We start from the raw sequence: 22,879 nt of genomic DNA on the forward strand, positions 1-22,879 counted from the left end.
CTGTGTTAAATTATTATCGGTTACGTCTAAATTAAATCTGGGCGTCGCTACTCAAGATCTCTTTAAGTTTTTCAAGAAGCGTTATTCCTACTGAGTGATTTACTTTTAAAGATAACGATATACTCGTATGTGTTACCGGTTCGCCTTTGTCGGAGATGTCGCGTAACGCCCAAATTAAACGTAAGTTAATAAAATTTTCCCGATATGCTTGCAATGATGCTAGTATTTCCGGCGACCTGGAGATAGTCGAACGAACTGTTTCATGTGAGAGTCCAATTTTTTCTGCAATGCGGCGCGCATCTATGTGTTGAGGTGGCCCAGGCTCAGCGAGCAATACCTGTACAGCGTTGAACACGATTTTTTTTCGCTCCTCAAAGATATCCGACTTTGGTTCAAACTCACTCGGCTTGTTCACAATCTCAAATAGTCCGCAGATCCTGTTTTGCCAAAGCTTGTCCCTTATCTCTGCTCTTGTGAACGGACCTTTCTGTTTTCCAGTAAGCACGGATGATCCAGAGGCAATTTCTGATAGGATGTTTTTAGCGATTGTGGCGCGATCTTCAAGAATACTTGGCACAGGCTTAAGTCCCGGATAGCGCGATTTTAGCCACTCGTGATCGTATAGCGCTAGATACCAGTAAGCTTTAAACGGAGCGCCTCGCTGGCCCAGACTGAGATCCGTATCGTTGATAGCAGATCTGGCGGAGTCGATATTGAGATCGATGTCGTGTACACGTCTTGGGCTATGGTTTCTAGGTGGAGTAAGTGGTGCGTCTGTGAAATGCGAATCAAGCGAGGACCAATCACATTCCAGAGCAAGCAAGACCGCATACATCCACGGAACGGTCGCTTGTGCATCTCTCTTTTTCAATAAAAAAAATGCGCTGTAGTCCAGGTCAGCGGGATTATGAACCTCCACATAGTCCTTATAGATTTGCGAACGGTCGGCTCGGTAAAAGCTACAAAGCAGAGTGGATATAGATGGAGATCTTGCGTTCTGATTACGAATTCTGAGTAAACCGTGTACTAGATCCAATACTTCAGGTTTCTTGTAGCTGCGAGTCGGTTCAGCTAGGCTCTGTACGCTGAATTTGGACAGCGAATACAGAGTGTGATCTACTTCAGATTCGGCGGAGGATCTTTGAAGAGAGTGACCGTTTACGCAAAATTCGCGGAGCCTTTTATTTTGATCTACACCGGATACTGAAACATTGCATGTCCCACACGTTGCTTTTAGGAGCTGCCGATGCGTCACGCAATAGAAAACATTCGGAAGCTGATGCTCTCGATGCCAAAATGGTTCGCCAACTTCCGTAATATCGGACGCGATGCAACATGGGCAGTATCGCGGCATGCTCGATGCGTTAGGGATGCGGCTCACTCCTAACTTAGACATCAGTTTCGTGTCATGTATGGCGTATCTTGTAGTACCGGGGACCAAGTCCACACCGGCACCTAACGCTTCAAAGTACGGGTACGTGGTCAGATTTTTTAGAACCCAACCCAGATTCGTTCCTAAGGCTTCAAACAGCCTTTGGTGTCTTGCGTGGTTATCAGGAATATCGAAACAGCCTAGCCATCTGTCAGTAAGCCCGCAATCTAATTTTAATTGATCCCACGCGCCAGCTTGATTCAGATGCCTGATTCTTCCAAGCCAAGAGCCAAAAATTTCATTCGGATACGGGGCGGGAATGAATGGGAGTCGTATCACAGGATTATCTCTAAGTGACGATTTAGACATGCATCCAGTTCGGGCGTCCAGTTTTTGATTCCTGCCGTGCGCTGCACGGCCGACTTCGAAAATTTCGAGCCGGAGTTTCGGAGTGCATTGACGGCATTTCGAACACGAAACCTGCTGTATGCTGGTTTGGACTCGACGTATGCCTGCAACAAGATATTCAACCTTGGCATCTTATGAAGGTTGTTTCTGACAGTTGCTTCAGGCAATTGATTGAGCATCAGGGCATATGTGAGCTGCCCACGATTTTTGTTGCGTAAAAATTCGAGTACAAATTTGTCCAAGATTCCGCAAAACTTATCGTCTCTCAAAGCCCAGTTAGCACGGTCTGAGCTTACATATGCCTTGCGGCGGGGCATAATTTCCTGCATCCATTCACGGTCATTTCGATAGATGCGGGCATATAGCGCCGGGTTCATTGAGCGAATTTCGTTAATGCTCAGCTCACGATTTGTACCTATGAGCGAACGGAGTGCATCTCGATCTTTTTGAACTTTGGCATTTGGCTCGGTCGCTCGTTCTAACTCGTCGGCGAATTCGGATCGAATGCGATACACAGTGCTCACTGACGTTGAGAGCGCGACCGCAACTTCCGCTACGGGCGTTCCAAGACTAAGCGATTGTTTAATACGTTCAATATCATCGATTGAAACGGTCTTCCGTCGACTCGATATAGGAAGACGCAATTGCCTTCGTCGAGAAACAACGGTCGTGATAGAGAGTTGAAGCCGTTTGGCCACCTCGCGACAAGACAGCGAAAGGTCTTTCAGCAATGCCTGCTCCAGCTCCTCCATCTCAGTTAGTAGGCTGTCCCCCACCGTTGGCGTATAACTGGCGGTGCTACTTGTACGTATCCCCGCTACTTTTTCCATGAAGTTAGCGACTGACGTAAACAGGAATCCAATCATCAACAAATGGCATATTGGGTGCTGAGATTTCGCCGAACGCGTGAACATCGCATGTACCCAGGCAAGCGGCATCGATCTACTGGATAGTAGCCGTTCACGGAATGCTAAGCCGGAGAAATTGTCATAGTGATGAAGGAGCGCGTTAGCTAAAGCCGCCTTATCGACATTTCCGTTGCGGTTTATGTAGCCCTTGATTTTCGCTTCATCCGCGTATGCCCGAATCCGAGTAGGCACATCTATAGGCGTTAGGTTAGCCGACAGCAACTCGTTGTTAAGGCGTGCAAACCGCATTTGCATTTGCGTGACCGATGCTGAGGGCGAATTGCACATCCATGACGCTTCAACTGGCGGATAGAGGAATTCTCCGACAGCTCGCGGTGTCGCCAACGTTTGCAGTGGGCGATGATGCTTTACGCAGACTTTCACGCCAGGCATCTGGTGTTGTCTACACCAATAACTATGGCCGTTGGTTTTGATCTGCTCCGAGACGCACTCGGTACAGTAGTTTAAATTTGGATTCGCACCGAAACCATTTGCGACTCGACCTAGCAATGTCTTCAATCCCGTGCAATCGCCGTGAAGCAGTTTTTCCTGTACTTCCGCGTGTCGTTCAGGCGAAAGAAATGACCGATGGTACGGATACATCGTTCCTAAATCGATCAGCTGCTGGACCGATGAATATGGAGAGTCATCCGAAAGCCAGTTCATCAAGTTGAGCAGGTCTGTCGGCAGATCTGGAATGATCGAGCCGCTGCGCAAAGTCTCTCCCCAGGAATTGGGGGATAGGAGTGGAATGCAATTCGTCTTAGCGACCCGGCCCAACCAAGAATGTAGAAGCTCATCTGGTTGGATTTCAGGCACATAGGCAAGCCTGATACCGTTCCGTCTTCCAAGACGTGCAGCATTTTTTCTCATCTTACAAATGGATCTTCAATACTAGAATCGACGAGATAAGCAGCATCATTGCTGGGTTTATTTTTCTTGGCCTTCGGCGGGGCACGGCGCGCTTCCGCTTCGACCTCGTCAAAGTCCGGCTGGGCAGGCTCAACTAATTTTGGAGCCTCGTCGTATTTTGCTAAGCCCATCTTACTTTGAAGAACTTTGAATTCCTCCGTGAAGACGAGATCGTCAAACATTGCTAAAGCTGTGTCACTTCCACTTAGCAAAGCGTTTATGGCGGGTTTGAGAAACCCCATGTCTTTGGCAATCACACGCTCAAACGATTCCTTGTCGATGACTTCTCGCCCACCGATTTCGTGCTTTTGCGCCAGCATAAAGGCGAGTGCAGCGAACGCAGTGTTACCACCACAAGCGTTAAACCAAGCTCTCCTCACAGTATCGGAAAGTGGCATATGATGGGTCACGTAACTATATCGCCAGAGACTACTCGTGAAATTTATCCACTCGTCACTGTTTGGATCCATCGGATTAAGTATAGTCCAACCGTCGCTGCCGAGCTTGCGAATGTTACGAACGCTTCGAGCCATGACTTTTTGAACGGCGGGGGTTCCCACTACGATGAGACTAATGCCGAGCCGTTCGATGATGTCACTGAACAAGTTGAGCAATGCTTCTGCGCCAGCGGCTTTAGCTGCACGCAAATTCTGCAATTCGTCTACAACGATCAGGCCAATAGAACAAGTCGTTGCTACCTGATGCATTAGGTTCACCATAGGTGCGATCGAGCGTAAACTTTTTGCTTGGCGCGTATAGTTCGTGCCTAGGATTGCATCGATCCTCTGGAAAAACTGATCGCACAGACTTCTAATCGTGCCATCGAACGGAACGACCAACTTTATATAAACAATCTGATGGCAGCGCAGGTGCTCCCCGTTGTACTCGGTGTGCGCGATCACCTGATCATAGCGGGCTAATGCTGCATTGATCAGCGTGGACTTTCCCATACCAGTCATGGCAAGAATCATATGCCCTTGCGCGGAACTTTTCCAATTACTGGGTAACGCTAGAGAGCCGGTGGATGACGCAATGGAATGGCGTCGATGTTTGTCATCGCGACTTATGGGATTCCGGCTGACATATGACTCCCGAAGAATCGTGTCGATTGCCTTGCACGCTTTTGCGTAAGCTAGAAATGGATACACGAAATCAGACATGGTCGATAGCTCAGTGCTACGGATAACGTCACCACGTTTACGGAGTTCCGCATCCGGTACTGGCGGACGATTTGAAACCATCGTCACATATTCCATGCTGTGTTCCGGTAGCGGGGGCAACGCTTCGATAAAAGGGTTTTCAGCATATCGAAGGCCGCCTACAGCTTTGTAGACGGCCTCCGTGATCGACACTTGACTGCGCATCATTCCAATCCCATAAATTTTTTGATCAACTCAGAGTCTCGTCGATTCCTATCGTCGTCGTTTGCTTCCCATGTTCTAGTCCGATGCTCTGACGCTTGAGGTTGTGGTTCTGATTTCGTCGAGCTTGGACTCCACAAACGGTTTTTCATTTGAGTGGTCTCTGCGTCACTTGCCTTGTTTGTCTCTTGCTTTCCAACCTGCTGAATTTCCGCACGTTTTCCTGCCAGAAGAGGACGCTTCATTGGCATCGATTTCTTTTCCAACCTCGTTATCCTACTATCGGCTTCTGCTTCGGCATTAAGCAATGCCGTTGATTCTGAAAAGGCGTCAATTTCGTCTAACGTAGTGCCTTTTATATCGACACCTGAGCCAGAAATAATTTGAAACAAAGCAGGTTCTCCCCGTACCGTTGGAACTAATAATTCGAACGGTGCGTGCTTATCGAGTCGTATGTCAAACTGTTTACGCCCGTTCCCGACCTTCCTCACGAGTGACTTCGCCGCATCGTTATACGGCTCATATGCCATCCCGCGATATCGAAGCGTGCCGCTTGATAGGCTTGCGCGATCAAAGGACAGCAAGATACGACGGTAATATTCGTCAGGATAGGTATTGGACTTACCGGTGATATTTTTCAGCCCCCATTGATAAGCTGCTGAAGGTGTTGGCGGAACGCCAGCATGAGCAAGCTCATTATATTTTTTGAGGGTCCGATGTGGACGATTGTTGTGGTCGACCACGATATCTACTAGTTCTCGGTAAGCCTCTTGTAAGGTGTTGATGGCCGCAGCCTGAGCCTTATTGGCGGCTTGTTCAGTCTTGTGATCGGAAATTCGATCAGAAAAAGTTCCCTTAAGGCCGGACTTCGCCATCCGTTGCTTAAGTACCCTGATAAAGCGCTCAACGATCGCTTTGCCGTCAGGAGTACCCGGTGGTAAATGCAGGAGATCAATTTTCATATCATTAGCGACGGCTTGTGCAAAGCTTACGGACATGAATTCGCTTCCGCGATCGGTCACTAACAAAAACGGGATTCTGCCAACTGGCCAGCGCCGATCATCGATATTCACGCCGAGATTCGTGAACCTTGCTTCCCGTGAGGTGAGCGCAATCAACATCGCCTGACGCAGTTCCTCGTAAGACGGCGGGCTTACTGAGATGTAGGCAGAAACAATATATCTGCTCCAACGATCTATTACTAAATAGATCGTTGGAGCTCTTAGAATGACTGGTCTTGGACCTGAGGACACTAGGTATAGTCGTCCGCCCGTCGCATCCGCCTCATACACCCCTGGCCCTGAAGCGTGAAGTGAGCCGGATTCCGGCGCGGAAGACTTATTTCGTAGATTTTCCGCAAGTTCGCTTTCAAGCTCCGCGTATTTCCGCACGTAATAGCAGTATTGTCGATATGAGACTGGAAGCTCCCGATCTTTCGCGAGATGTTCTGCATAAATCTGCGGGTGCCGCTTCGCAAAAGCTCCCGCTAAATAGCTTTCGTGAGCGTCGGTGTAGTGCGTTGGCCCTTTGCGCAATTCGAAACGCAGCGCCGAGACCATGTCATTGATGTCGTCTTCGCCCACCACAAAGCCATTCTTACCAAATTTTTTCTTGGCCAATATGGAGGATGGGCCACGTCGCTTTGAATCTTGCGCCTCGGCTTGCGTTAGCGGATCGGACTTCGGCGTCTGCCCACCGATCAATGGCAACAAGGCCAGCTTGGAGCGACCAAAATAGTAGTATCGAATCAGCAATCGTCGTACTGTCGTGGTCGTGCAATTCGACGACTCCGCACGTGCTGTAATCAGCTGTTGAAAATTCGTTCTATCAAGATTTGCTTCTCGTTCCATAGCGGTCACGAGAGGACCGACGATATTCCAAGCTGAATCTAACGATGCCGCAAGCTCTGTGTCAGGAGCCGGAGAATTTGCAAACACGTCTGGCATCGATAGGCGTCCCCACTCTGCACCGTGCTGAATCAAATTTTCCACCTCCGGGTAGGACATTTTGACGGGACGTCGTGCTTCCCTAGCCGCTTGTGGCGTCGAAACTCGAATTACGTAGACTGCCTGAGGGAAGACATGTGTGATTCGGAGATAGCAAGCGGGGCTGGCACTTATACGGACCACCAAGCCCGGTGCCTCGACGGCGTTGTCGATCTTTTCAAATACGAAATTAGTCATTTTCTATTAGGCAGACGGGCCTATTTAAGGCGAGTGCTTTCTCAATGTCCACATTTATGGCCTTGCTCCAGGCGCAAAATCGAAAGATGGTTTGCGCTTCGAAGGTCGGCAACCGAAGAAGTCGCGACACAACGTTGATAAGCTCTGAAAGCGTGCTGTTAGGGCGATAGGCCATCCGAAATGCGTCGACAAATCGGGCTTCTAATGTTGCGTTGGTGGCGTATCCGGCTTGATACCAACGCCGGATGAACCGGAGACTATCTAACAATGTTCTGGTAAATCGAGTCGTATCAACCAGATACCAGTCGATATCGTGCTCCCGGCACCATAGAAGCTCGATAGCTAAGCGCTCTTTGATCTCGGCTTTTTTAGCATCCTCGGCAGTCTTGATACTTGCTGCTCTCACGACTTCCGATCCGTTAATCCGTTCCGTGATCAGGAAGTCAATGGTGAATGGCTCAGGATACCCATTTTTTCGAATAGGCCGAACGTTTCGTGCCGCACACAGAGCTTCGGTCTTCGCGAGATGGAAGATTGGGAACTGTTCACGTATATCGACAACTGCCTTCTGCCGTTCAAGCATAAAGAAGTAAGTCGCTTCAAGACTGGAAAAAAACGTGAAAAGGCGGGGGATCAGTATGCCTTTTACGTGAATCGTGTCACCTTGGGAAGGCACTTCGTTCTTCGCGAGCCAGGGGCGATAGTCTTTGCCCATGCCAACTCCCTTACCTTTTTTTATACGGCTCTGAAGGTAGCGAGGGTAAAGAGAGGGATCAGGACTCCAATGCATGGTCGCATTCTAAACATTGCCCATAGGCAAGTCCATTGTTTTTTTTGGATTTTTCCCGCCAAGTCACGTTTTGTCCAAATTTCCCGCGATAATTGTCGATCCACGAGTGTTGGGACATGCAATTAAAGTCTGGGACACCTGCTGGCGGGAGAGCAATTAGAATCGCGGCCGGTTGCAGTCGCAACCGGGTTCTCACAAATCATGCTGTGTTATTTTGAGCGGAGGAGAGCGAGCGGTTCGACTGTCGGAGGGCCATCCAGTAGTTCAGCAAGATTGCTGCGGAGCTTCTTCAGGTAGTCACTCTCGGCATGCTTATTAGCCGAGTAGGCGTCTTTGTAGCGCTCCATGATCACATATGTTTGAGGATCTGCCACATGCGTTTCATCGCTTGAGAGGTGGAACAGGTCACAATAGACGTTACCTGGCTCATGCTTGCGAACTGCGGCAAGCACTTCGCCTATCGCCTGCTCGAAATCGGCATTCCTGCCTAGCTTGATCTTGAATTTGATGATAAATCCAGTTTCAGCGGCCACACTCGCAGCCGTCGTACCGACCGGCAGCGTGCTTGGCGTTTGAGCATAGATTGCCGTCGTCATCGACAAACTAGCAAGGAGGCAAGCAGCGCGCGTCAGCAAGGACTTTTGTTCGCCTGTTGCGATGGGGGCGCGGTGAGAAAAAATGAAACGACCGAGACAAGGGACAGCTTGGGCTTGGAATAATTTAGGCATAGTCAGTCTTATTAAGAATTGTGATGTGCTGATGTTTGAGCGAAATGCGCCCGGAATTCCCGAGTATTTATAGAACCTTGTGAACGGCGATATTGATGCTCAACCGGATTTTTTGCTGATCAGCGACGAAACGCTGTACTATCGAAGTCGCTTCGTTTGATTGCACCCTTAGCGCGGACACTATTGGTGTCGTGGAACTTACGCCATCCTGCTACTCAAACTTCGCCTTTTCTGCTTCTAACGCGGCTAGCACCGTGGGTCTTGTCGCCACTTTTATTGCAAAAGCCATGATGTGCGACATGGAAGTTATGTCGACGCCTAGCATCGGGGCCCAACTCTGAACAACGAAAAAATAGGCGTCGGCGATAGTGAAGTTTTGCCCCGTCAGATAAGCCCCCGATTTTGCTAGCACTTGATCAATAAGGGCGAACTTGCGAATCTGATTCGCTGTCACTGTCGCGCGCGCTTCTGCGGTAATCGAAGGATTAAATAGCGGGCTAAATCCCTTGTGCAACTCAGTTCCAATAAATGTTAGATGAGCGTTGAGTCGAGCGCGTTCGACCGATCCGGATGCCGCTGCGAGTTTACCTGGGGCATATTTATCTGCGAGAAACTGGGTGATGGAAGGCCCCTCTGTGAGAATCTCACCATCATCGAGCTGTAGTGCGGGCACATAACCTTTCGGGTTGATTGAAAAAAAATCTGCACCCGAAGACGTTTTTTTGGTTTTGAGGTCGACGTGTTCGAGGACAAACGGTAGATCGAGTTCGCGAAGAACGATGTGCGGCGCCAGCGAGCACGCACCTGGAGTGAAAAAGAGTTTCATTTGCAGTCCTAGTTAATTACAAGAAATTTGCGGATCATCGGCATATTTATCGCCAAAGTGAGCTTCGATAACTTTATGTTTGTTGCAACGCTGTGTTTGCGATTCATCCATCGCTATTCCGGCTGAATGTAGGTCAATTCCTGGATTTCGGGAGCGCCCTCCAGCACATCGCGTTGTTGGAAAATATCGCCCAGTTTTTTGATGTATGAACTCTCGGCGTGCCTTTTGACTGCCTCGGAATCCAGGAAGCGTTCCATAATCGAATAGGTCTGTGCGTCTCGGGACGAACGTAGCAGGTCGCAATAAATATTGCCGGGCTCTTGTTTGCGAACTTCTGCAATCATGTCTTCCATCGCCCTTTCGAAATCAGCATTCCTCCCAAGCTTGACTTTGAATTTGATGAAAAACGCGTTCGCGTCGGGTGTTGACGGGGAGGCTGGGGCATTTGTGGATTGTTCTGTCATGTCTGTTCCTATCTAGTTAATCAATGGACGCAGATGCGTGGGCTGTTGCCAGAGCTTGCATGATGCCGACTTGTGATGGATCTGAAAAGCCAGTATATTGAGATCTAATCTATCTGTTTTTGAGATGAAGGAAGCCCATGCTCGATGGTGTCTCGTTAGATCAACTTCGAACTTTCATCGCTGCCGTCGATGAAGGAAGCTTCTCCGCAGCGGCCCGAAAACTCGGGCGCGTCCAATCCGCCGTCAGCGGATGGGTAGGCGGTCTGGAAGACCAGATTGGGGTGGTGCTCTTCGATCGCTCAAACCGATACCCGAAGCTCACACCGGAAGGTATTCTGTTGCTCGCGGACGCGCGCCACATTGTCGCCGGTGTGGATACGATGAAGGCACGTGCGAAGCTTATGTCATCGGGCGTCGAGGCAGAACTATCAGTGGTGATTGACGTTTTCTTTCCCACGGCCGCCATCAGCGCCGTCGCCAAAACCTTCTCAACTCAGTTCCCGTTGACTCCCTTGCGCCTGTTCGTAGAGGCCATGGGGGCAGCCCACCAACCTGTCCTCGACGGCCGATGCAGCATAGGCATTCTCACGCCGATACCGCAGACATTTCTTTCATTGGTCAACGAGCGGCTGGGTGAGTTGCCGTTGATTGCCGTCGCAGCACCCGATCATCCGCTTGCGGGCTTCGATCATCGGATTCCCAAGGAGGAGTTGGCGAAACACATTCAACTCGTGCTCACCGACCGGTCGGAGCTCACTGCGGGACGGGATTTCGGAGTCGCGTCGTCGACTACTTGGCGTATGGGCGATTTGTCGACCAAGCTCGCGTTCCTGAAGGACGGCGTCGGATGGGGAGGCATGCCAGCGCATCTGATCGAGAAAGAATTGGCCGAGGGAGCATTGGTTGTTTTGGATGTGGACGACATGCCGCGAACGGGCCATATGTTGACGATGTCCGCTTGTCATTTGCCTTCTCAACCTCCGGGGCCTGCAGGGAGGTGGTTTGTCGATCAGCTGAAGTCCGTTTGGCAGGGAGGCATCCAGAGCGACATTTTAAATGCGCCACCCACCATTTAGACTGGTAGTCGTCAACGGTCGAAAAAGACCGACGCCGCTAAGTCACGCAAGCAACGTCACACGCTAAAGCGATTGATTTTTCATCGAAACGGCCGCACTTGGCCGCATAATTTGCATCGAAAATGGCTAATCTCTAGCCGCCCTCCGCTCGGCCGAGTCGAGGAATAAAGTCACGGTGCTGAGCTGTTGATGGCGGATTTGAGGTTACTATTCGGCACGTGCATTTTGTGTACCAAGTATGAGCTAGTACAGCTTATCGAGCATATGTCATGCACGAATTTCTTGTGCTTGCCGTTGTTCGTCTAACGGTTTGCGTTGGATCTAGGCTCGTCAGCATTATTTTGCCTTCCTAAAGGAAGGTCCTGTACCAAAGCTCCCCCGGAACACTACCCTCCTCCTTGAAGGCAAGTCCCACATTCTCTAAAATTTTGCGCGACGCTCCGTTCTCACGCTGCACCCGCGCCCACAGTTCTTCGAAGCCGGCGGCCTTCGCAGCGCGCACGCTGTTGTCGGACAACTCCGATGCATATCCCTTTCCCCAGGCACTGACGAGCATGCCGTAACCGAGGTTCAGACGTTCGCGCTGGCCGAAGAAACGCAATCCAATTCCGCCAAAGCCGATGATCAGAGATGGATCGTCACCATGACACACAGTCCAGATGTCGAAGCCGCGTTTATCCCAATTACCAATATGGAACGCTATTGCGTCCACGGCCGCAGCATGATCGTGACAAAATCCTCGCTGATTGGTGGCGTTTGCCTTGGCATCCCCAAACACATCGAAATAGGCATCTACATCAGTGACCACTGGGCGCCGCAACACTAAACGTGCTGTATGTACCGTTGAAGGAAAAGCGTTAATAATCATGATCCGTACGCAGTGGCTCAAGGTGCGAATTTCTATTCACTCATAAACTTTATCCGGTCACTGTCCACCTGGCAACTTAAATAAATTTATACCTGACATTAGCTCTGTTCATAAAGTGGACCCGTCAGTCAAGACACTCTGCCAGTTAATTTACGCTGTGCCCATTTCCGCTTCTTCAGCTGCTCGGCGCTGTACCGGACTACTCTTTTCCTGCGGCGTCTCGTCTTCCTCGCCGAACCTGTCGACGATCAACTCACCTCCTCCAACCCCGGCGCTGTAGACCAGGCGCGGCGTCTGGTAGTCCAGCGACTGATGCGGCCGATCAGCGTTGTAAAACGCAAAATACTGCGCCAGGCCGGCTATCAATTCCGTCATGCTGGCGTAGTCCATCACATCAATTAAGTTTTGAAATGGAAAATATAGATTATAAAAAAACCCGCAAATATTTTTCACGATTAATGATCGGTAGGAAATTATGCTGTTAATAATTCAATCGTGACAATCCGATATGTTTTAGAAATAACGCTGTGCTACCATGATATTTCTCCATTGAAACACATCGTCGGGAGACAAGATGATTATCAGTTCCGCTACTACCAATCGCTTAACGGGCATAGGCGATAAGCAGGTTTCCGCCGATACCAATGCTGGCAAAACAAACGCCGCAGCATCCGCCAGTGTGTCATCTGAAACCCCGGCAAATTCATCCGTATCCAGCCTGGCGACGCAATTAGCCACCGCAGCGGCATATTCGGCTGCGAAGAATAAAGGATTGTCGGCTGGCCAGTTAGGCGATAAGGCGCGGGCAATGGTGGATCAGATCGTCGGCCAGGGCTACCAGCAATGGAAAGTCCGTAATGACCTTGAAATCCCGAAGGCAAGCGATGCGGAATCGCTTGCGCGCGCCAAGGCAGCGACGGCCTTTGTCAACGGCTCTTTCAAAGACAATGTGGGGAGCGAGCCTAATCCGTTTGCGGACTTGTCATCCGATCAGCTGGCAACTATTGCGTATGACGAATCCGGAACCTTCACGATTAACGAACGCCAGGCAGCCTGGCATGAATCTTATCGGCGAGAAGAGAATTTCCGTATTCAGACCGTCGCAAAAATGGGCCAGGAATACAAGACGACCGGAAAATTAACCAATTATTTCCAGGACATTTTGGATAATTATGAACAGCTGCCATTAATGGAACAAGTTCAATATCCCAAAAATTATGTCACCGAATTAAAAGAAAAGATCAAACGCGATTTTAACTATCGTGACACCGTTGCTCTGGGAGGTTCAGAACAAGATTGGATCACGGCAGCCAAGTCGTTTTTGCGTCCAGTGCTGGATTCCTCCAGCATGTCAAAGCAGTTATGACATCGCGCCGCAATGCCAATTAATCTCACGCTTATGACGATTTGTTCGTCGTGGAGGAATTTAACCAGTCCGCGACGATGGTTTTTACTTTGTCGGGTAGTTGGCTCACGCCGTTGTTTTGTTTCGTTTGGCGATCCAGCAGGGACAGCAGATCCTGAATATCCGGCTGTCCGTTTGCTGATGGTGGCTTTTGGTTGGCCGCCGCCAATTCAGGTGTACGCCAGTGTCCGACGCCATTGACGCTGACATAGTCCGCCTCCGGAACCACGAGTTGCACGTCGTCTGAAACGGTGGTTACCAACTTATTGGCATCCGCATTGTAGGCGGCAAGCGGCGCGGCGGAGCTGGCTCCTGCGGTAGCCGCGCCCTGAGGCGATTGCGTCGAGAAGACATTGACCATGCGTTCCAGGAAAGCATAGTTCGCGGCATGACCGCCGGTGACCATCTCGGACTGGATAAAACCCTGGTCGATCGTGGTTTGGGACAATGCAGCGCTGGCCTTGATTCTGTCGATAATCTGCTGGTTATCTGCGGACTGCGACACGGTACGGGCATGTCCCTCCAGATCGTACTGTCCCGAAGATCCTGTTGCGGTGCCAAATTTTCGATAGCCGCCCAAGTCGCCAGCCAATGCATCGACATGCTTGAGATCTATGCCATTGTTCTGGGCATATTCATACATGTTTGCCAGCATTTCCCGGTCATCTGTCGTGAGATACCGGTTGAGGGAAGTAACATTACTCTCCTTCGCTTCGACCCGCCCGGTGTAAGTGGACGCATCCTCCCCAAACAAACGCGAGAGCATCAAGGCCTGGCCACTGAGCGTAACGCTATCGGAACGCGTGGCGGTGGCTTTTGCTGCTGCTGACGTATCGACCGCGTTTTCGCCGGTTTTAGGCGTCGTCTTCGTGGAAATCTTTCCTTCGTTGATGAAGTTTGCCGAAAGAGAATTAACCGAATTCATTTTTTTTCACCTGCTTTTAGTAAAGGCACAGCTGTATGTAACGATAACTTTATCCTAAGTCAGAGGAGGTGTGTACGGGCTGTGACTAGGGTGATATCTGCGCTCTCTTGGTGAAGCTGTTGGGGGCGCTGGAGAAACCGGCGGCTTCAACTTATTTTCTCCCGCCATATTGACTCTGTGTGACTGCTGTCGCATCATTGCTAGTATAGTCACATACCGAGTCATCCATGTCCGTCCCTTCCATTACCGAACTGAGCCTGTTGAAGGCTTTATGGCGCCAGCAGCCGCTGAGTGCGCGCGAAATCCACCAGCAAGTCGAGGCTGAACTCGGCTGGTCGTACTCATCGACGCGCAAGACGCTGGAACGCATGCTGGAAAAAGGCATGGTGAACCAGCACCTGGTGCATGGCGTCCAGGTCTACCAGGCCGTGCTGGAAAAGGTCGACACGCTGGCCGCGTTTGCGCGCGACTTCGGCAAGCGCGTGATGGAGATGGATACGCCGCTGCCAGTCACCATGTTCACCGGCAGCAAGCTGGTGGACGAGCAGGAACTGACCCAGCTCGAGCAATTGCTGCAGAACTGGCCCGACGACGCGGACGAATCTCAGCAATGACCGGCTTCGATATCATCCTGGTCCGCCTGCTGCTCGCTGCTGCGGGTTCGCTGGCGGCCGGCGGTGCGGTCTGGGGTGTGGCCCTGCTGTGCCGCAGATATCTGCCGGCACTGGCCCAGCAGCGTTCGCTGTGGCTGCTGGGCCAGATCGCGGTCGCGGTGGTGTTTGCCGCCATGCTGCTGCCGACCACGCAACGGTTGCGGGTAGTGCCCGTGATCGAGATGAACGAGGAGGCGCCGTCGCCTATGCCGGCGGCGTCCGCATCGCCGCAAGCCAATACCACCGTGACGCCAGCGGCGGACCTGACGCCCGCCGCGCCGGCCTTCTCCTGGCATACCTGGCTGCGCGATGCTGCGCGCGCCTGGCTGCTGCTTTACCTGCTCGGCCTTGGCCATGCCGTGTGGCGCTGGCGCCGTGCCCAGCGCTGGCTGGAGGCGCTGGCCGCCAGCGGCAGTCCGTTGGATGCCGCGGCGCATGTGCCGCTGCCTGATGTGATTGAAGTCGCCGCGCCGATTTCGCCCATGCTGCAAGGCTTGCGCAAGCCGCGCCTGCTGCTGCCGCGCCATCTGCGCACGTTCGATCCCCTGCAACAGCAGTTAATCGTCGAACACGAGCTGACCCACTGGCGCCGTCATGACCTGTGCTGGAGCGTGGCCGCATTCGCTTTGCAAAGCCTGTTCTGGTTCAATCCCTTCATGCGCCTGCTGCGTGCGCGCCTGGGCTGGGCGCAGGAATTTGGTTGTGACCGCGATGTGCTGCGCGGCCGTCCGCCCGCCGAGCGCAAAGCCTATGCGGCGGCCCTGGTGGCGCAATTCAAACTGCAACTGCGCCCCGCCGATATGGCGCTGGCCTTTGGCGCCAGCGATGCAGGCGCCCACGCACCGACGCTGGCGGCACGCATCAGCCTGATTCGCACGCCAACTACGGAGCGTCGCCGCTGGCCGCGCTGGCTGGCGTTGGCCAGCCTGACGGCGGTCGCCGTGATTAGCGTGGCGTTGCAACCGGCGCTGGGCTGGCGCAGCGCCGAGGTGCAGGACGCGTCTGCCGGCGCGGCGCTGGCGCTGGATTGCACGGTGATGGTGGATGCCGCCAACGGCGCTTCGCTGGTGCGCGAGGGAACGTGCGGCGAGCGCGTCACGCCGGCCTCGACATTCAAAATCGCCATCAGCCTCATGGGCTTCGACAGCGGCGTGCTGCGCGATGAGCATGCGCCCTACCTTCCCTACCAGGAAAGCTATGCGTCCAGCAATCCATCCTGGCGCCATGGCACCGATCCGGCCGGCTGGTTGCGCGAATCCATCGTCTGGTACTCGCAGCAGGTGACGTCGCAGCTGGGCGCCGGCAGCGTGCGCAACTATGTGCAGTCGTTTGAATACGGCAACCGCGACATCGCCAGCGTGGCGGGCGTGGACGATGCGGTGGCGTTCTCCGAACTCAGCCCGACGCTGCGGATTTCCGCGCTGGAACAGGCAGCCTTCCTGCGCAAGGTGGTGAACCGCAGTCTGCCCCTGTCGGCGCACGCATACGAGATGACGGCGCGCCTGCTCAAGCTCGATCAGCCGGTGAATGGCTGGGAGGTCTACGGTAAAACCGGCACGGCCGCCGTGCGCCTGCCGGATGGCAGTGAGGATCAGGCACAGGATATCGGCTGGTTCGTCGGCTGGGCCGTCAAAGATGGCCGCACGGTGGTGTTTGCCCGGCTGTTGCAGCATCCGGTCGAGGCTGACCTCTATGCCGGCCGGCAGACGCGTGACGCCTTCCTGCGCGAACTGGCGCAACGCGTATTGTGATGCGTGCGCGGCTGGCGTTGTGCGGCCTGGTCGTGCTGCCAGCGGCGGTCCATGCCGGAGACGATCCGGTAACGACCAGCGTGACGGTCGCGGCAAAAAAACCGCTGGTCGTCAAACTGCCGGATAAAACGGTGTATGACGTCTCCAACATGCCGCGCGCGGAAAACGGCACCGCCCAGGACGTTCTGCAATCCACGCCGGAAGTGTCGGTGACTGCCGATGGCAGCATTGCCGTCAAAGGCAATTCCCAGGTCACGGTGCTGGTGAATGGCAAGCCAACCGCCATCACGTCCGGCGCGGGCGACGAGCGGGCGCTGGCGCTACAGACCATGAGCGGCGCCGACATCGCCAGCATTGAAGTCATCACCAATCCCTCCGCCGCCTACAACGCCAATGGCGGTGCGATTTTGAATATCGTCATGAAGCGCAACCGCAAGCCTGGCGCGCACGCCCGGTGGCGGGCAAGCACAAGCAGCCAGGGACTGTGGAATGCGGGCGCGGACGGCGACCTGACCCGGGACCGGCTGAGCGTGCATGGCAGCGCCGCCCTGCGCCATGACGGTACGCTGAAAATCCGCCAGTCCGCAGTGGACTGGCATAACCCTGTCAGCGGTCAATCCGGACAAACGCGGCAGGCATCGGAAGTGTTTGTCCATCGTGTCGTCGCCAGCGCCGCATTGGGCGCCGACTATGTGTTGAGTGAGACTGACGGCCTCAGCCTGTCAGCGCGGCGCAATACACGCCGCTCACGTCCGGTTTTCGACGTGCTCAACGACAATCTCACGGAAGCGGCTGAAACCGTTTATCACCGCATCTCCAATGGCCCCAACGAGCAAAGCGATCACAGCGCCAGCCTCAGCTACAACCACCAGGACAGCGGCGCCGCGCTCAAGGCCATGCTTCAGCACAGCGATACCACGGGCCTCATCGACAAGTCCTACCGCGACGTCTTTATCGCACCGCTGCGCGCCACCGACTACAGCCGTGGCACGACCAGGTCGGCGCGCCGTCTCAATCAGGCCACGCTTGACTGGAGCCGTGCTGGCGAACACGGCCAGTCGGGCCTGGGGCTGGATATCCAGGACAAGATTGACGATCTGTCCAACTATCAGGCCGCAGTCGATCCGCTCACCGGCGCCGAAACGCCCGATCCCAACACCACCAATGGCTACACGGTGGACACCCGCCTCGGTGCGGCATATCTGACACAACAGATCCGCCAGGGAAAATGGGAAGTGCTGCTCGGCGGGCGTGCCGAGTTGATGCGGCTGCAAGTCCATCCGGCGCAGCGCCAGATGCAGACGCAGCACTGGCGGGCATTCAATCCCAGCCTGCACCTGCAATATGCGTACAGCGAAAAAACCGATGTGACACTGAGCTACCGCCGCAGCCTGCAAATGCCGGATGCGCTGGATCTCAGTCCCTACACGACCTATGTCGATGCGCAAAATCTGAGCCGTGGCAATCCTCTGCTGAGGCCGCAGCGCCTGTCGTCACTGGAGATAAGTGCGGATACGGCAGGGCCGCAAGTCAGCAGCAACTTCGGCGCCTTCTACCGCGCCAGCAGCGATACGGTGACGGACGCCCGCAGCTTTGCCGACAACGTGCTGATGACCACCCGGCAGAATGGCGGCCGGGCGCGCTCTGCGGGTGTCACCGGTTCGCTTGACTGGAAGCCCGGCGGGGCGCTGAGTGCGGGTGTGGACGGCGGCGTCTACCGCGTGATGTTGTCCACACCCGACCTGGCCGGCATGGTGCGGCAGAGCGGCCTTGCCGCGTACGGCAATGTCCGGGCCGGCTATCAGCTTGGTTCGGATAAGCTGGCGCTCGATGCCCATGTGCAGTCGGCCGGCATCACGCCGCTAGGCCGGTATGGCGCCAGCAGCAGCGTGAACCTGAGCTGGCAACGGCAGTTGAGCAAGACGCTGAGTCTGACCGTCAACGCCAACGATCTTTTCGACGGCAGCAAACGCAGCTATCGCACCCATGCCAGCACCTTCCGCCAGGCTGGCTACGACCATTTCGTCGCCCGCCGTCTCTACGTGGGCGTCACCCAAAAGCTGGAGTGACGCGCGCTGGATTACTGAGGCACAGCGAAGAAAGAGATGTTGGTCGTTGGCGTGCCCATGACCGCTACCGCTTGCACCAGATTGCTGCTGTTATTCAGCTGACTGGCGTTATCCAGTACAAACGCAGTTGCGCCAGAGCCGGTATACAAACGGTCATTGGCGGTGTCGATCGTGAGGACCGGGATGCCCCTCGCCGTCGGCAGGGCAAGCGATGTGACAGCTGGGCTGCCGACGGCAGTGCTTGCGCTGTTCAGGATATGGACTTTGCCATCGCCAACCAGATAAAGACGATCGCGGCTGCTATCCAGCGCAAGGTTGTTGACATAAGTTGGGACCGCGAACCTACGCGTGATCGGGGTTTCGCCCCTGGCGGTATCAATGTGCTCCATCACGCCGATCTCGGTGGGGCTGCTGCAGCATAAAGGCAGGGCATACAGCACATTGCGTTTAAAATCCAGCGTAATGCTGTTGCCAAAGATGGGGCCGGAAATGATGCGCGACGGCGTGACGGTGCCGTTGATTTTGCTGGCTTGCTCAAACACGGCAACGGCGCCATTGAGTCTGGCCTTCATGCCGATGTAGAGACGGTCGTTGGCCTTGTCCAGGAATACACGCTGCACAAAAATCAGGCCGCTGACATCGGGATTGATGGTGCGTGCAGGTTTGATTGTTCCATCCAGTTTGCTTGCGTTGGCGTACACGTCGATTTTGTTCAGCGCGGCCACATATAACTCATCACGGGCGCCGTCAAACGCGCCGTCCAGCCACTGGGTGGTATCACTGGTGAAAATTTTGGCGCTCAACGCGCCAGGCTTGGGCGTTAGCGTATCGATGGCGGCCAGTTTGTAATTGCCGGTATCGCCGACGAATACCATATTGCCGGAGACGACAGGCCCCGGCCCCACACCGGCATTGTTGCCGCCAGCGCTACCACCACCACCACCGCCGCAGGCGGACAAAGCGAGAAGACCAAGAGAAAGCAGAGCAGATTTCAGACGCATAAAAATTAAAGTATTAGGAATAATAATTATTATATATTAAGTTTCCTTGTGGAATTAATTTTTAGCTCACCACCCTAAGCGGCTGGCAACTATGGACCGCCGAGCTTCAAACCGTCAGTGCTGCACCTGCCGGCTGCCGATCAGGTCAGTTGCTGGTCCTTGTGTTCGCGCACCGCGTCCCACAGGGCGGTTTCGGCGCGGGCGCGCTGGGCCGCTTCCCAGGTGCGTTCGACGGTCTCGCGCTGGAGCGCGGTTTCGCGTGCGGTCCAGATGCGCGGCGTTGCCGACGCCACCACCAGCGACCAGTACGATTCGTCATCTTTCTGTAGCGGGATCGCGATGACTGAGGCAATGTCCATCGCCGCAAAGGCGGCCTTGCTGCGCGCGCACAGCAGGTCCGACAGCGCCACATCGGCTACGCTGTAGGTCAGGCCCGCTTCCAGCATCAGGATGGCCTCGTTGAAATCAGCGTAGCTGTACATACCCGCATTGCTGTGGCCGCCACTGCGGATGTATTCGGAACGGATGATGCCGATGCCTTCCTGGCGGCGCAGCTCGTCAAAATACACACGGTCCGCGCCTAGCTCTTCGCCCAGGATGCGGGCCGCGGCGACTTGGATTTCCACCGCATCGCTGAGCGGCCGCAGGCCGTCCGCCAGCTTGAGCAGAAAGGTTTGCCGCTCCGCGCTTTCCAGCAAGTCATCGACCGCGCGGCGCTGTACGGTGATGTCGCTGGCAGCGCCGAACCATTTGACGATTTCGCCCTGGTCGTCGCACAGTGGAATGGCGCGCGTGAATACCCAGCCGCTGGTGCCGTCGAGACGGACGATGCGGTGTTTCAGTTCAAACGGCGCACGCGTGGCAATCGCTGCATGGATCGCGGCCCACAACTGCGCCTGTTCGTCCTGCGGAATATAGGCTTCCATCCAGTTGCTGCGCGGGGTGTCCGTGCTGACGATAAAATCCTTGCCTTTGAGCGAACGCATGACCAGCCAGTCGGCGCTCATTTCATACACCATCTCAGAGGTGGCGCTGATGAAGGTGCGCAGTTTTTCCTCCGATGACAGCAGCGCCGCTTCCGAACGCTTGCGTTCCGTGATGTCAAAGAAAGTCAGCACCACGCCCACCAGCTGCTGCTGCTGGGTGTGATACGGCAGGACACGCGCCACCAGCCACAAACCTGATTGGGTGCGGATTTCCCGTTCGATCGCGTCACTGCCGTTCAACAGCTGCTGGACGTCGTCCTGCAGCGCGGGATACACCAGATCATTGCGCAGATCGCTCAGCGCGCGTCCGACGTCGGCTGGAATCAGCCGGAACAGGTCCAGCGCGCGCGGCGTGTAGCGCATGATTCTCAGCTCGCGGTTCAGAAACACCATCGGAATCGCGGCTGCATTCATCAGGTTGCTGAGGTCGGTATTGCTCTGCTCCAGCTCGTCGATTTTCCCGCTCAGCTCCAGATTGACGGCCGACAGTTCCGCGTTCATCGAGCGCAGCTCCTGGCGGTTGATTTCCAGCTCTTCCAGCGTGGCATGCAGTTCCTGGGTGATGCGCTGCAGCGGCTGCTGCGGCTCCGTGCCGTGCAGGCGTTGCTGCAGCAGTGCCAGCTGTGCCTGCAGCTGATGCAGCCGGGCTTCCTCTTTCACGCGCAAGGCCTGGCCGTGTACGTTTTGCTCCATGAGTAGCGAACGTTGGATATGGTTGGTTCTTGACGGCTGTGGTTGCTGTGGCGCGTTGCGGCGGTAGATGCGGTATTTGCGGTCCAGCGGCTGGAAGGTGCTGCTGACGCCCAGCAGACCTTCGGCCAGTCCGAGGAACAGCAGGCCGTGCTGTTCCAGCGAAAAATTAAACACCTCGATCATGTGTCGTTGCGCGTCGCGGTTGAGATAGATGAACAGATTGCGGCAGCAGATCAGGTCAATGTGGCTGAACGGTGGATCGCGCACCACATCATGTTCGGCAAACAGCACGATCTGGCGCAGCTCACGCTGCACGCGGTAGCAGTTGACTTCCTGGTGAAAGAAGCGGTTCAGGCGCTGCACGCCCACGGTCTCGGCGACGCTGGCCCGGTAGCATCCGCTGCGCGCTGTTTCAATCGCGGCCGTATCCAGGTCGCTGCCAAATACCTGAATGCCGGGCGGGTGCGGCAAGGTCTGTGCGTATTCCAGTAGCAGGATAGCGATGGAATACGCTTCTTCGCCGGTGGCGCAGGCGGGCACCCAGACGCGCAGAAAATCCATTTCGCCCTTGCCCTCGAACAGCTGGGGCAGATGGCTGGCCAGTGCCGCAAAGGCGTCGGCGTCGCGGAAAAATCCGGTCACCGACACCAGCAGTTCGCGCACCAGCGCCGCCGGTTCGGCCGCGTCCGCCGCCATCAGGGCCAGGTAGCTGGCGTCGTTTTTCATGTCGGTCAGCGCGATCCGCCGGCGCAGGTGCCGCAGCACGATGTTCTGTCGAAAACAGGAAAAATCATGGCCGGTGCGCTGGTGCAGGCACTGGACCACGTCGCGCACCAGTGCCGCCTCCCTGGTGGTCAGCCTGGCCGTGTGGTTGCCTTCCAGCGCGAGCGGCGGCGATGGTTGGCGCAGTACCGCACTGAGCTGGAAGTGGGCGAACAGCCGTGCCGGCATCTCTGCCACGCGCAACACGGCGTGCACACAACCGGTGGCGATGGCCGCGCACGGCATGGTGCTTTGCGTGGCTTCTTCCGGGTCTTGCACCAGCACCAGGCCGCCGGCATCGCTGATCTGCTGCAGTCCGGCAGCGCCGTCGGCATCCGCACCGGACAGCAAAATACCGGCGATGGGGCCTTGCGCCGACACTGAGATTGAAGCAAACAGCATATCAATCACGGCCACGCGGTCATGTTGCGAGGTGACCTGCAGCCGGCTGCCGCGCTGGGTCAGCTTGCGTCCAGGCGTAATCACATACACATGGTTGGGTTCGATAAGCTGGCGGTTCTTTGCGCGCATCACGGGCAAGCCGCAGCGCCGCTGCAGCAATTCCGGCAGCAGGCTTTCCTCCTTGGCAGCCAGATGCACCACCACAATGAACGCCATGCCGCTATCGTGCGGCAGCAGTTCAAAGAATTGCATGAGCGCGTCCAGACTTCCGGCGGAGCCGCCGAGCGCAACCAGTGGAGGCATAGCGGGCTTCCGTGAAGGGGTAAGCTATCCATC

The 22,879-nt window shown here is 54.8% G+C and carries 17 protein-coding genes and 1 pseudogene; 5 read left to right on the forward strand and 13 right to left on the reverse strand.

The genetic code is table 11. The features are described 5' to 3' along the window. Window positions 1-31: 31 nt before the first annotated feature. The 8 genes from GTP58_RS13310 to GTP58_RS13345 all read right to left on the reverse strand — a co-directional run bounded on the left by GTP58_RS13310 (window position 32) and on the right by GTP58_RS13345 (window position 9,952). Window positions 32-1,741, reverse strand: coding sequence for a TniQ family protein (locus GTP58_RS13310; protein ID WP_161077855.1), 1,710 nt, complete (start codon window positions 1,739-1,741; stop codon window positions 32-34). Continuing rightward, a complete protein-coding gene (locus tag GTP58_RS13315; protein ID WP_161077856.1) occupies window positions 1,708-3,561 on the reverse strand; it encodes a TnsD family Tn7-like transposition protein in 1,854 nt (617 codons plus the stop codon). Before GTP58_RS13315 ends, GTP58_RS13310 begins: the two co-directional genes overlap by 34 nt. Next, on the reverse strand, window positions 3,558-4,856 hold the full coding sequence (locus GTP58_RS13320) for an ATP-binding protein (protein WP_229215561.1): 1,299 nt from the start codon (window positions 4,854-4,856) through the stop codon (window positions 3,558-3,560). The genes GTP58_RS13315 and GTP58_RS13320 overlap by 4 nt, the downstream gene beginning before the upstream one ends. A gap of 107 nt (window positions 4,857-4,963) precedes the next feature. Continuing rightward, a complete protein-coding gene (locus GTP58_RS13325; protein WP_161077857.1) occupies window positions 4,964-7,144 on the reverse strand; it encodes a DDE-type integrase/transposase/recombinase in 2,181 nt (726 codons plus the stop codon). After that, window positions 7,137-7,859 carry a TnsA endonuclease N-terminal domain-containing protein gene (locus tag GTP58_RS13330; protein ID WP_161077858.1) on the reverse strand — a complete coding sequence of 241 codons (723 nt, stop codon included), beginning with the start codon at window positions 7,857-7,859 and terminating at the stop codon, window positions 7,137-7,139. Before GTP58_RS13330 ends, GTP58_RS13325 begins: the two co-directional genes overlap by 8 nt. Window positions 7,860-8,143: 284 nt before the next feature. Next, window positions 8,144-8,662: a putative quinol monooxygenase gene (locus GTP58_RS13335; protein ID WP_161077859.1), complete on the reverse strand. Its 519-nt coding sequence runs from the start codon at window positions 8,660-8,662 to the stop codon at window positions 8,144-8,146. Window positions 8,663-8,873: 211 nt separating this feature from the next. Further along, on the reverse strand, window positions 8,874-9,488 hold the full coding sequence (gstA, locus tag GTP58_RS13340; protein WP_161077860.1) for a glutathione transferase GstA: 615 nt from the start codon (window positions 9,486-9,488) through the stop codon (window positions 8,874-8,876). 113 nt (window positions 9,489-9,601) lie between these two features. Next, complete coding sequence (locus tag GTP58_RS13345; RefSeq protein WP_161077861.1) at window positions 9,602-9,952, reverse strand: putative quinol monooxygenase; 351 nt, start codon at window positions 9,950-9,952, stop codon at window positions 9,602-9,604. A gap of 137 nt (window positions 9,953-10,089) precedes the next feature. On the opposite strand from GTP58_RS13345, the gene GTP58_RS13350 reads away from it, so the two are divergent. Beyond that, window positions 10,090-11,028 (forward strand): LysR family transcriptional regulator, encoded by a 939-nt coding sequence (locus tag GTP58_RS13350; protein WP_161077862.1) that lies wholly within the window; start codon window positions 10,090-10,092, stop codon window positions 11,026-11,028. A gap of 349 nt (window positions 11,029-11,377) precedes the next feature. On the opposite strand, the gene GTP58_RS13355 is transcribed toward GTP58_RS13350, so the two are convergent. Both GTP58_RS13355 and GTP58_RS13360 read right to left on the reverse strand, forming a co-directional pair. Beyond that, complete coding sequence (locus GTP58_RS13355; RefSeq protein WP_161077863.1) at window positions 11,378-11,896, reverse strand: GNAT family N-acetyltransferase; 519 nt, start codon at window positions 11,894-11,896, stop codon at window positions 11,378-11,380. Between the two features lie 150 nt (window positions 11,897-12,046). Next, a pseudogene (locus GTP58_RS13360) lies at window positions 12,047-12,280 on the reverse strand (integrase core domain-containing protein); the annotation flags it as partial. Window positions 12,281-12,470: 190 nt separating this feature from the next. Here GTP58_RS13360 and GTP58_RS13365 point away from each other — a divergent pair. Beyond that, a complete protein-coding gene (locus tag GTP58_RS13365; protein ID WP_161077865.1) occupies window positions 12,471-13,262 on the forward strand; it encodes a hypothetical protein in 792 nt (263 codons plus the stop codon). Window positions 13,263-13,293: 31 nt separating this feature from the next. On the opposite strand, the gene GTP58_RS13370 is transcribed toward GTP58_RS13365, so the two are convergent. Continuing rightward, window positions 13,294-14,226 (reverse strand): hypothetical protein, encoded by a 933-nt coding sequence (locus tag GTP58_RS13370; RefSeq protein ID WP_161077866.1) that lies wholly within the window; start codon window positions 14,224-14,226, stop codon window positions 13,294-13,296. Window positions 14,227-14,453: 227 nt separating this feature from the next. Between GTP58_RS13370 and GTP58_RS13375 the strand changes: the two genes are divergently transcribed. The 3 genes from GTP58_RS13375 to GTP58_RS13385 are packed head-to-tail and all read left to right on the forward strand — an operon-like array spanning window position 14,454 to window position 18,699. Next, a complete protein-coding gene (locus GTP58_RS13375; RefSeq protein ID WP_072783044.1) occupies window positions 14,454-14,840 on the forward strand; it encodes a BlaI/MecI/CopY family transcriptional regulator in 387 nt (128 codons plus the stop codon). Further along, on the forward strand, window positions 14,837-16,630 hold the full coding sequence (blaOXA, locus tag GTP58_RS13380; protein WP_161077867.1) for a class D beta-lactamase: 1,794 nt from the start codon (window positions 14,837-14,839) through the stop codon (window positions 16,628-16,630). The genes GTP58_RS13375 and blaOXA overlap by 4 nt, the downstream gene beginning before the upstream one ends. Next, entirely contained in the window at window positions 16,630-18,699 is a 2,070-nt protein-coding gene (locus GTP58_RS13385) for a TonB-dependent receptor (protein ID WP_161077868.1), read from the forward strand. Before blaOXA ends, GTP58_RS13385 begins: the two co-directional genes overlap by 1 nt. Before the next feature lie 11 nt (window positions 18,700-18,710). On the opposite strand, the gene GTP58_RS13390 is transcribed toward GTP58_RS13385, so the two are convergent. Further along, a complete protein-coding gene (locus tag GTP58_RS13390; protein ID WP_161077869.1) occupies window positions 18,711-19,658 on the reverse strand; it encodes a hypothetical protein in 948 nt (315 codons plus the stop codon). Between the two features lie 182 nt (window positions 19,659-19,840). Further along, window positions 19,841-22,846, reverse strand: coding sequence for a chemotaxis protein CheB (locus GTP58_RS13395; protein ID WP_255490695.1), 3,006 nt, complete (start codon window positions 22,844-22,846; stop codon window positions 19,841-19,843). Between the last annotated feature and the right edge of the window lie 33 nt (window positions 22,847-22,879).

The organism is Duganella sp. CY15W, from assembly GCF_009857555.1.
In the GTDB taxonomy this organism is placed as follows: domain Bacteria; phylum Pseudomonadota; class Gammaproteobacteria; order Burkholderiales; family Burkholderiaceae_D; genus Rugamonas; species Rugamonas sacchari.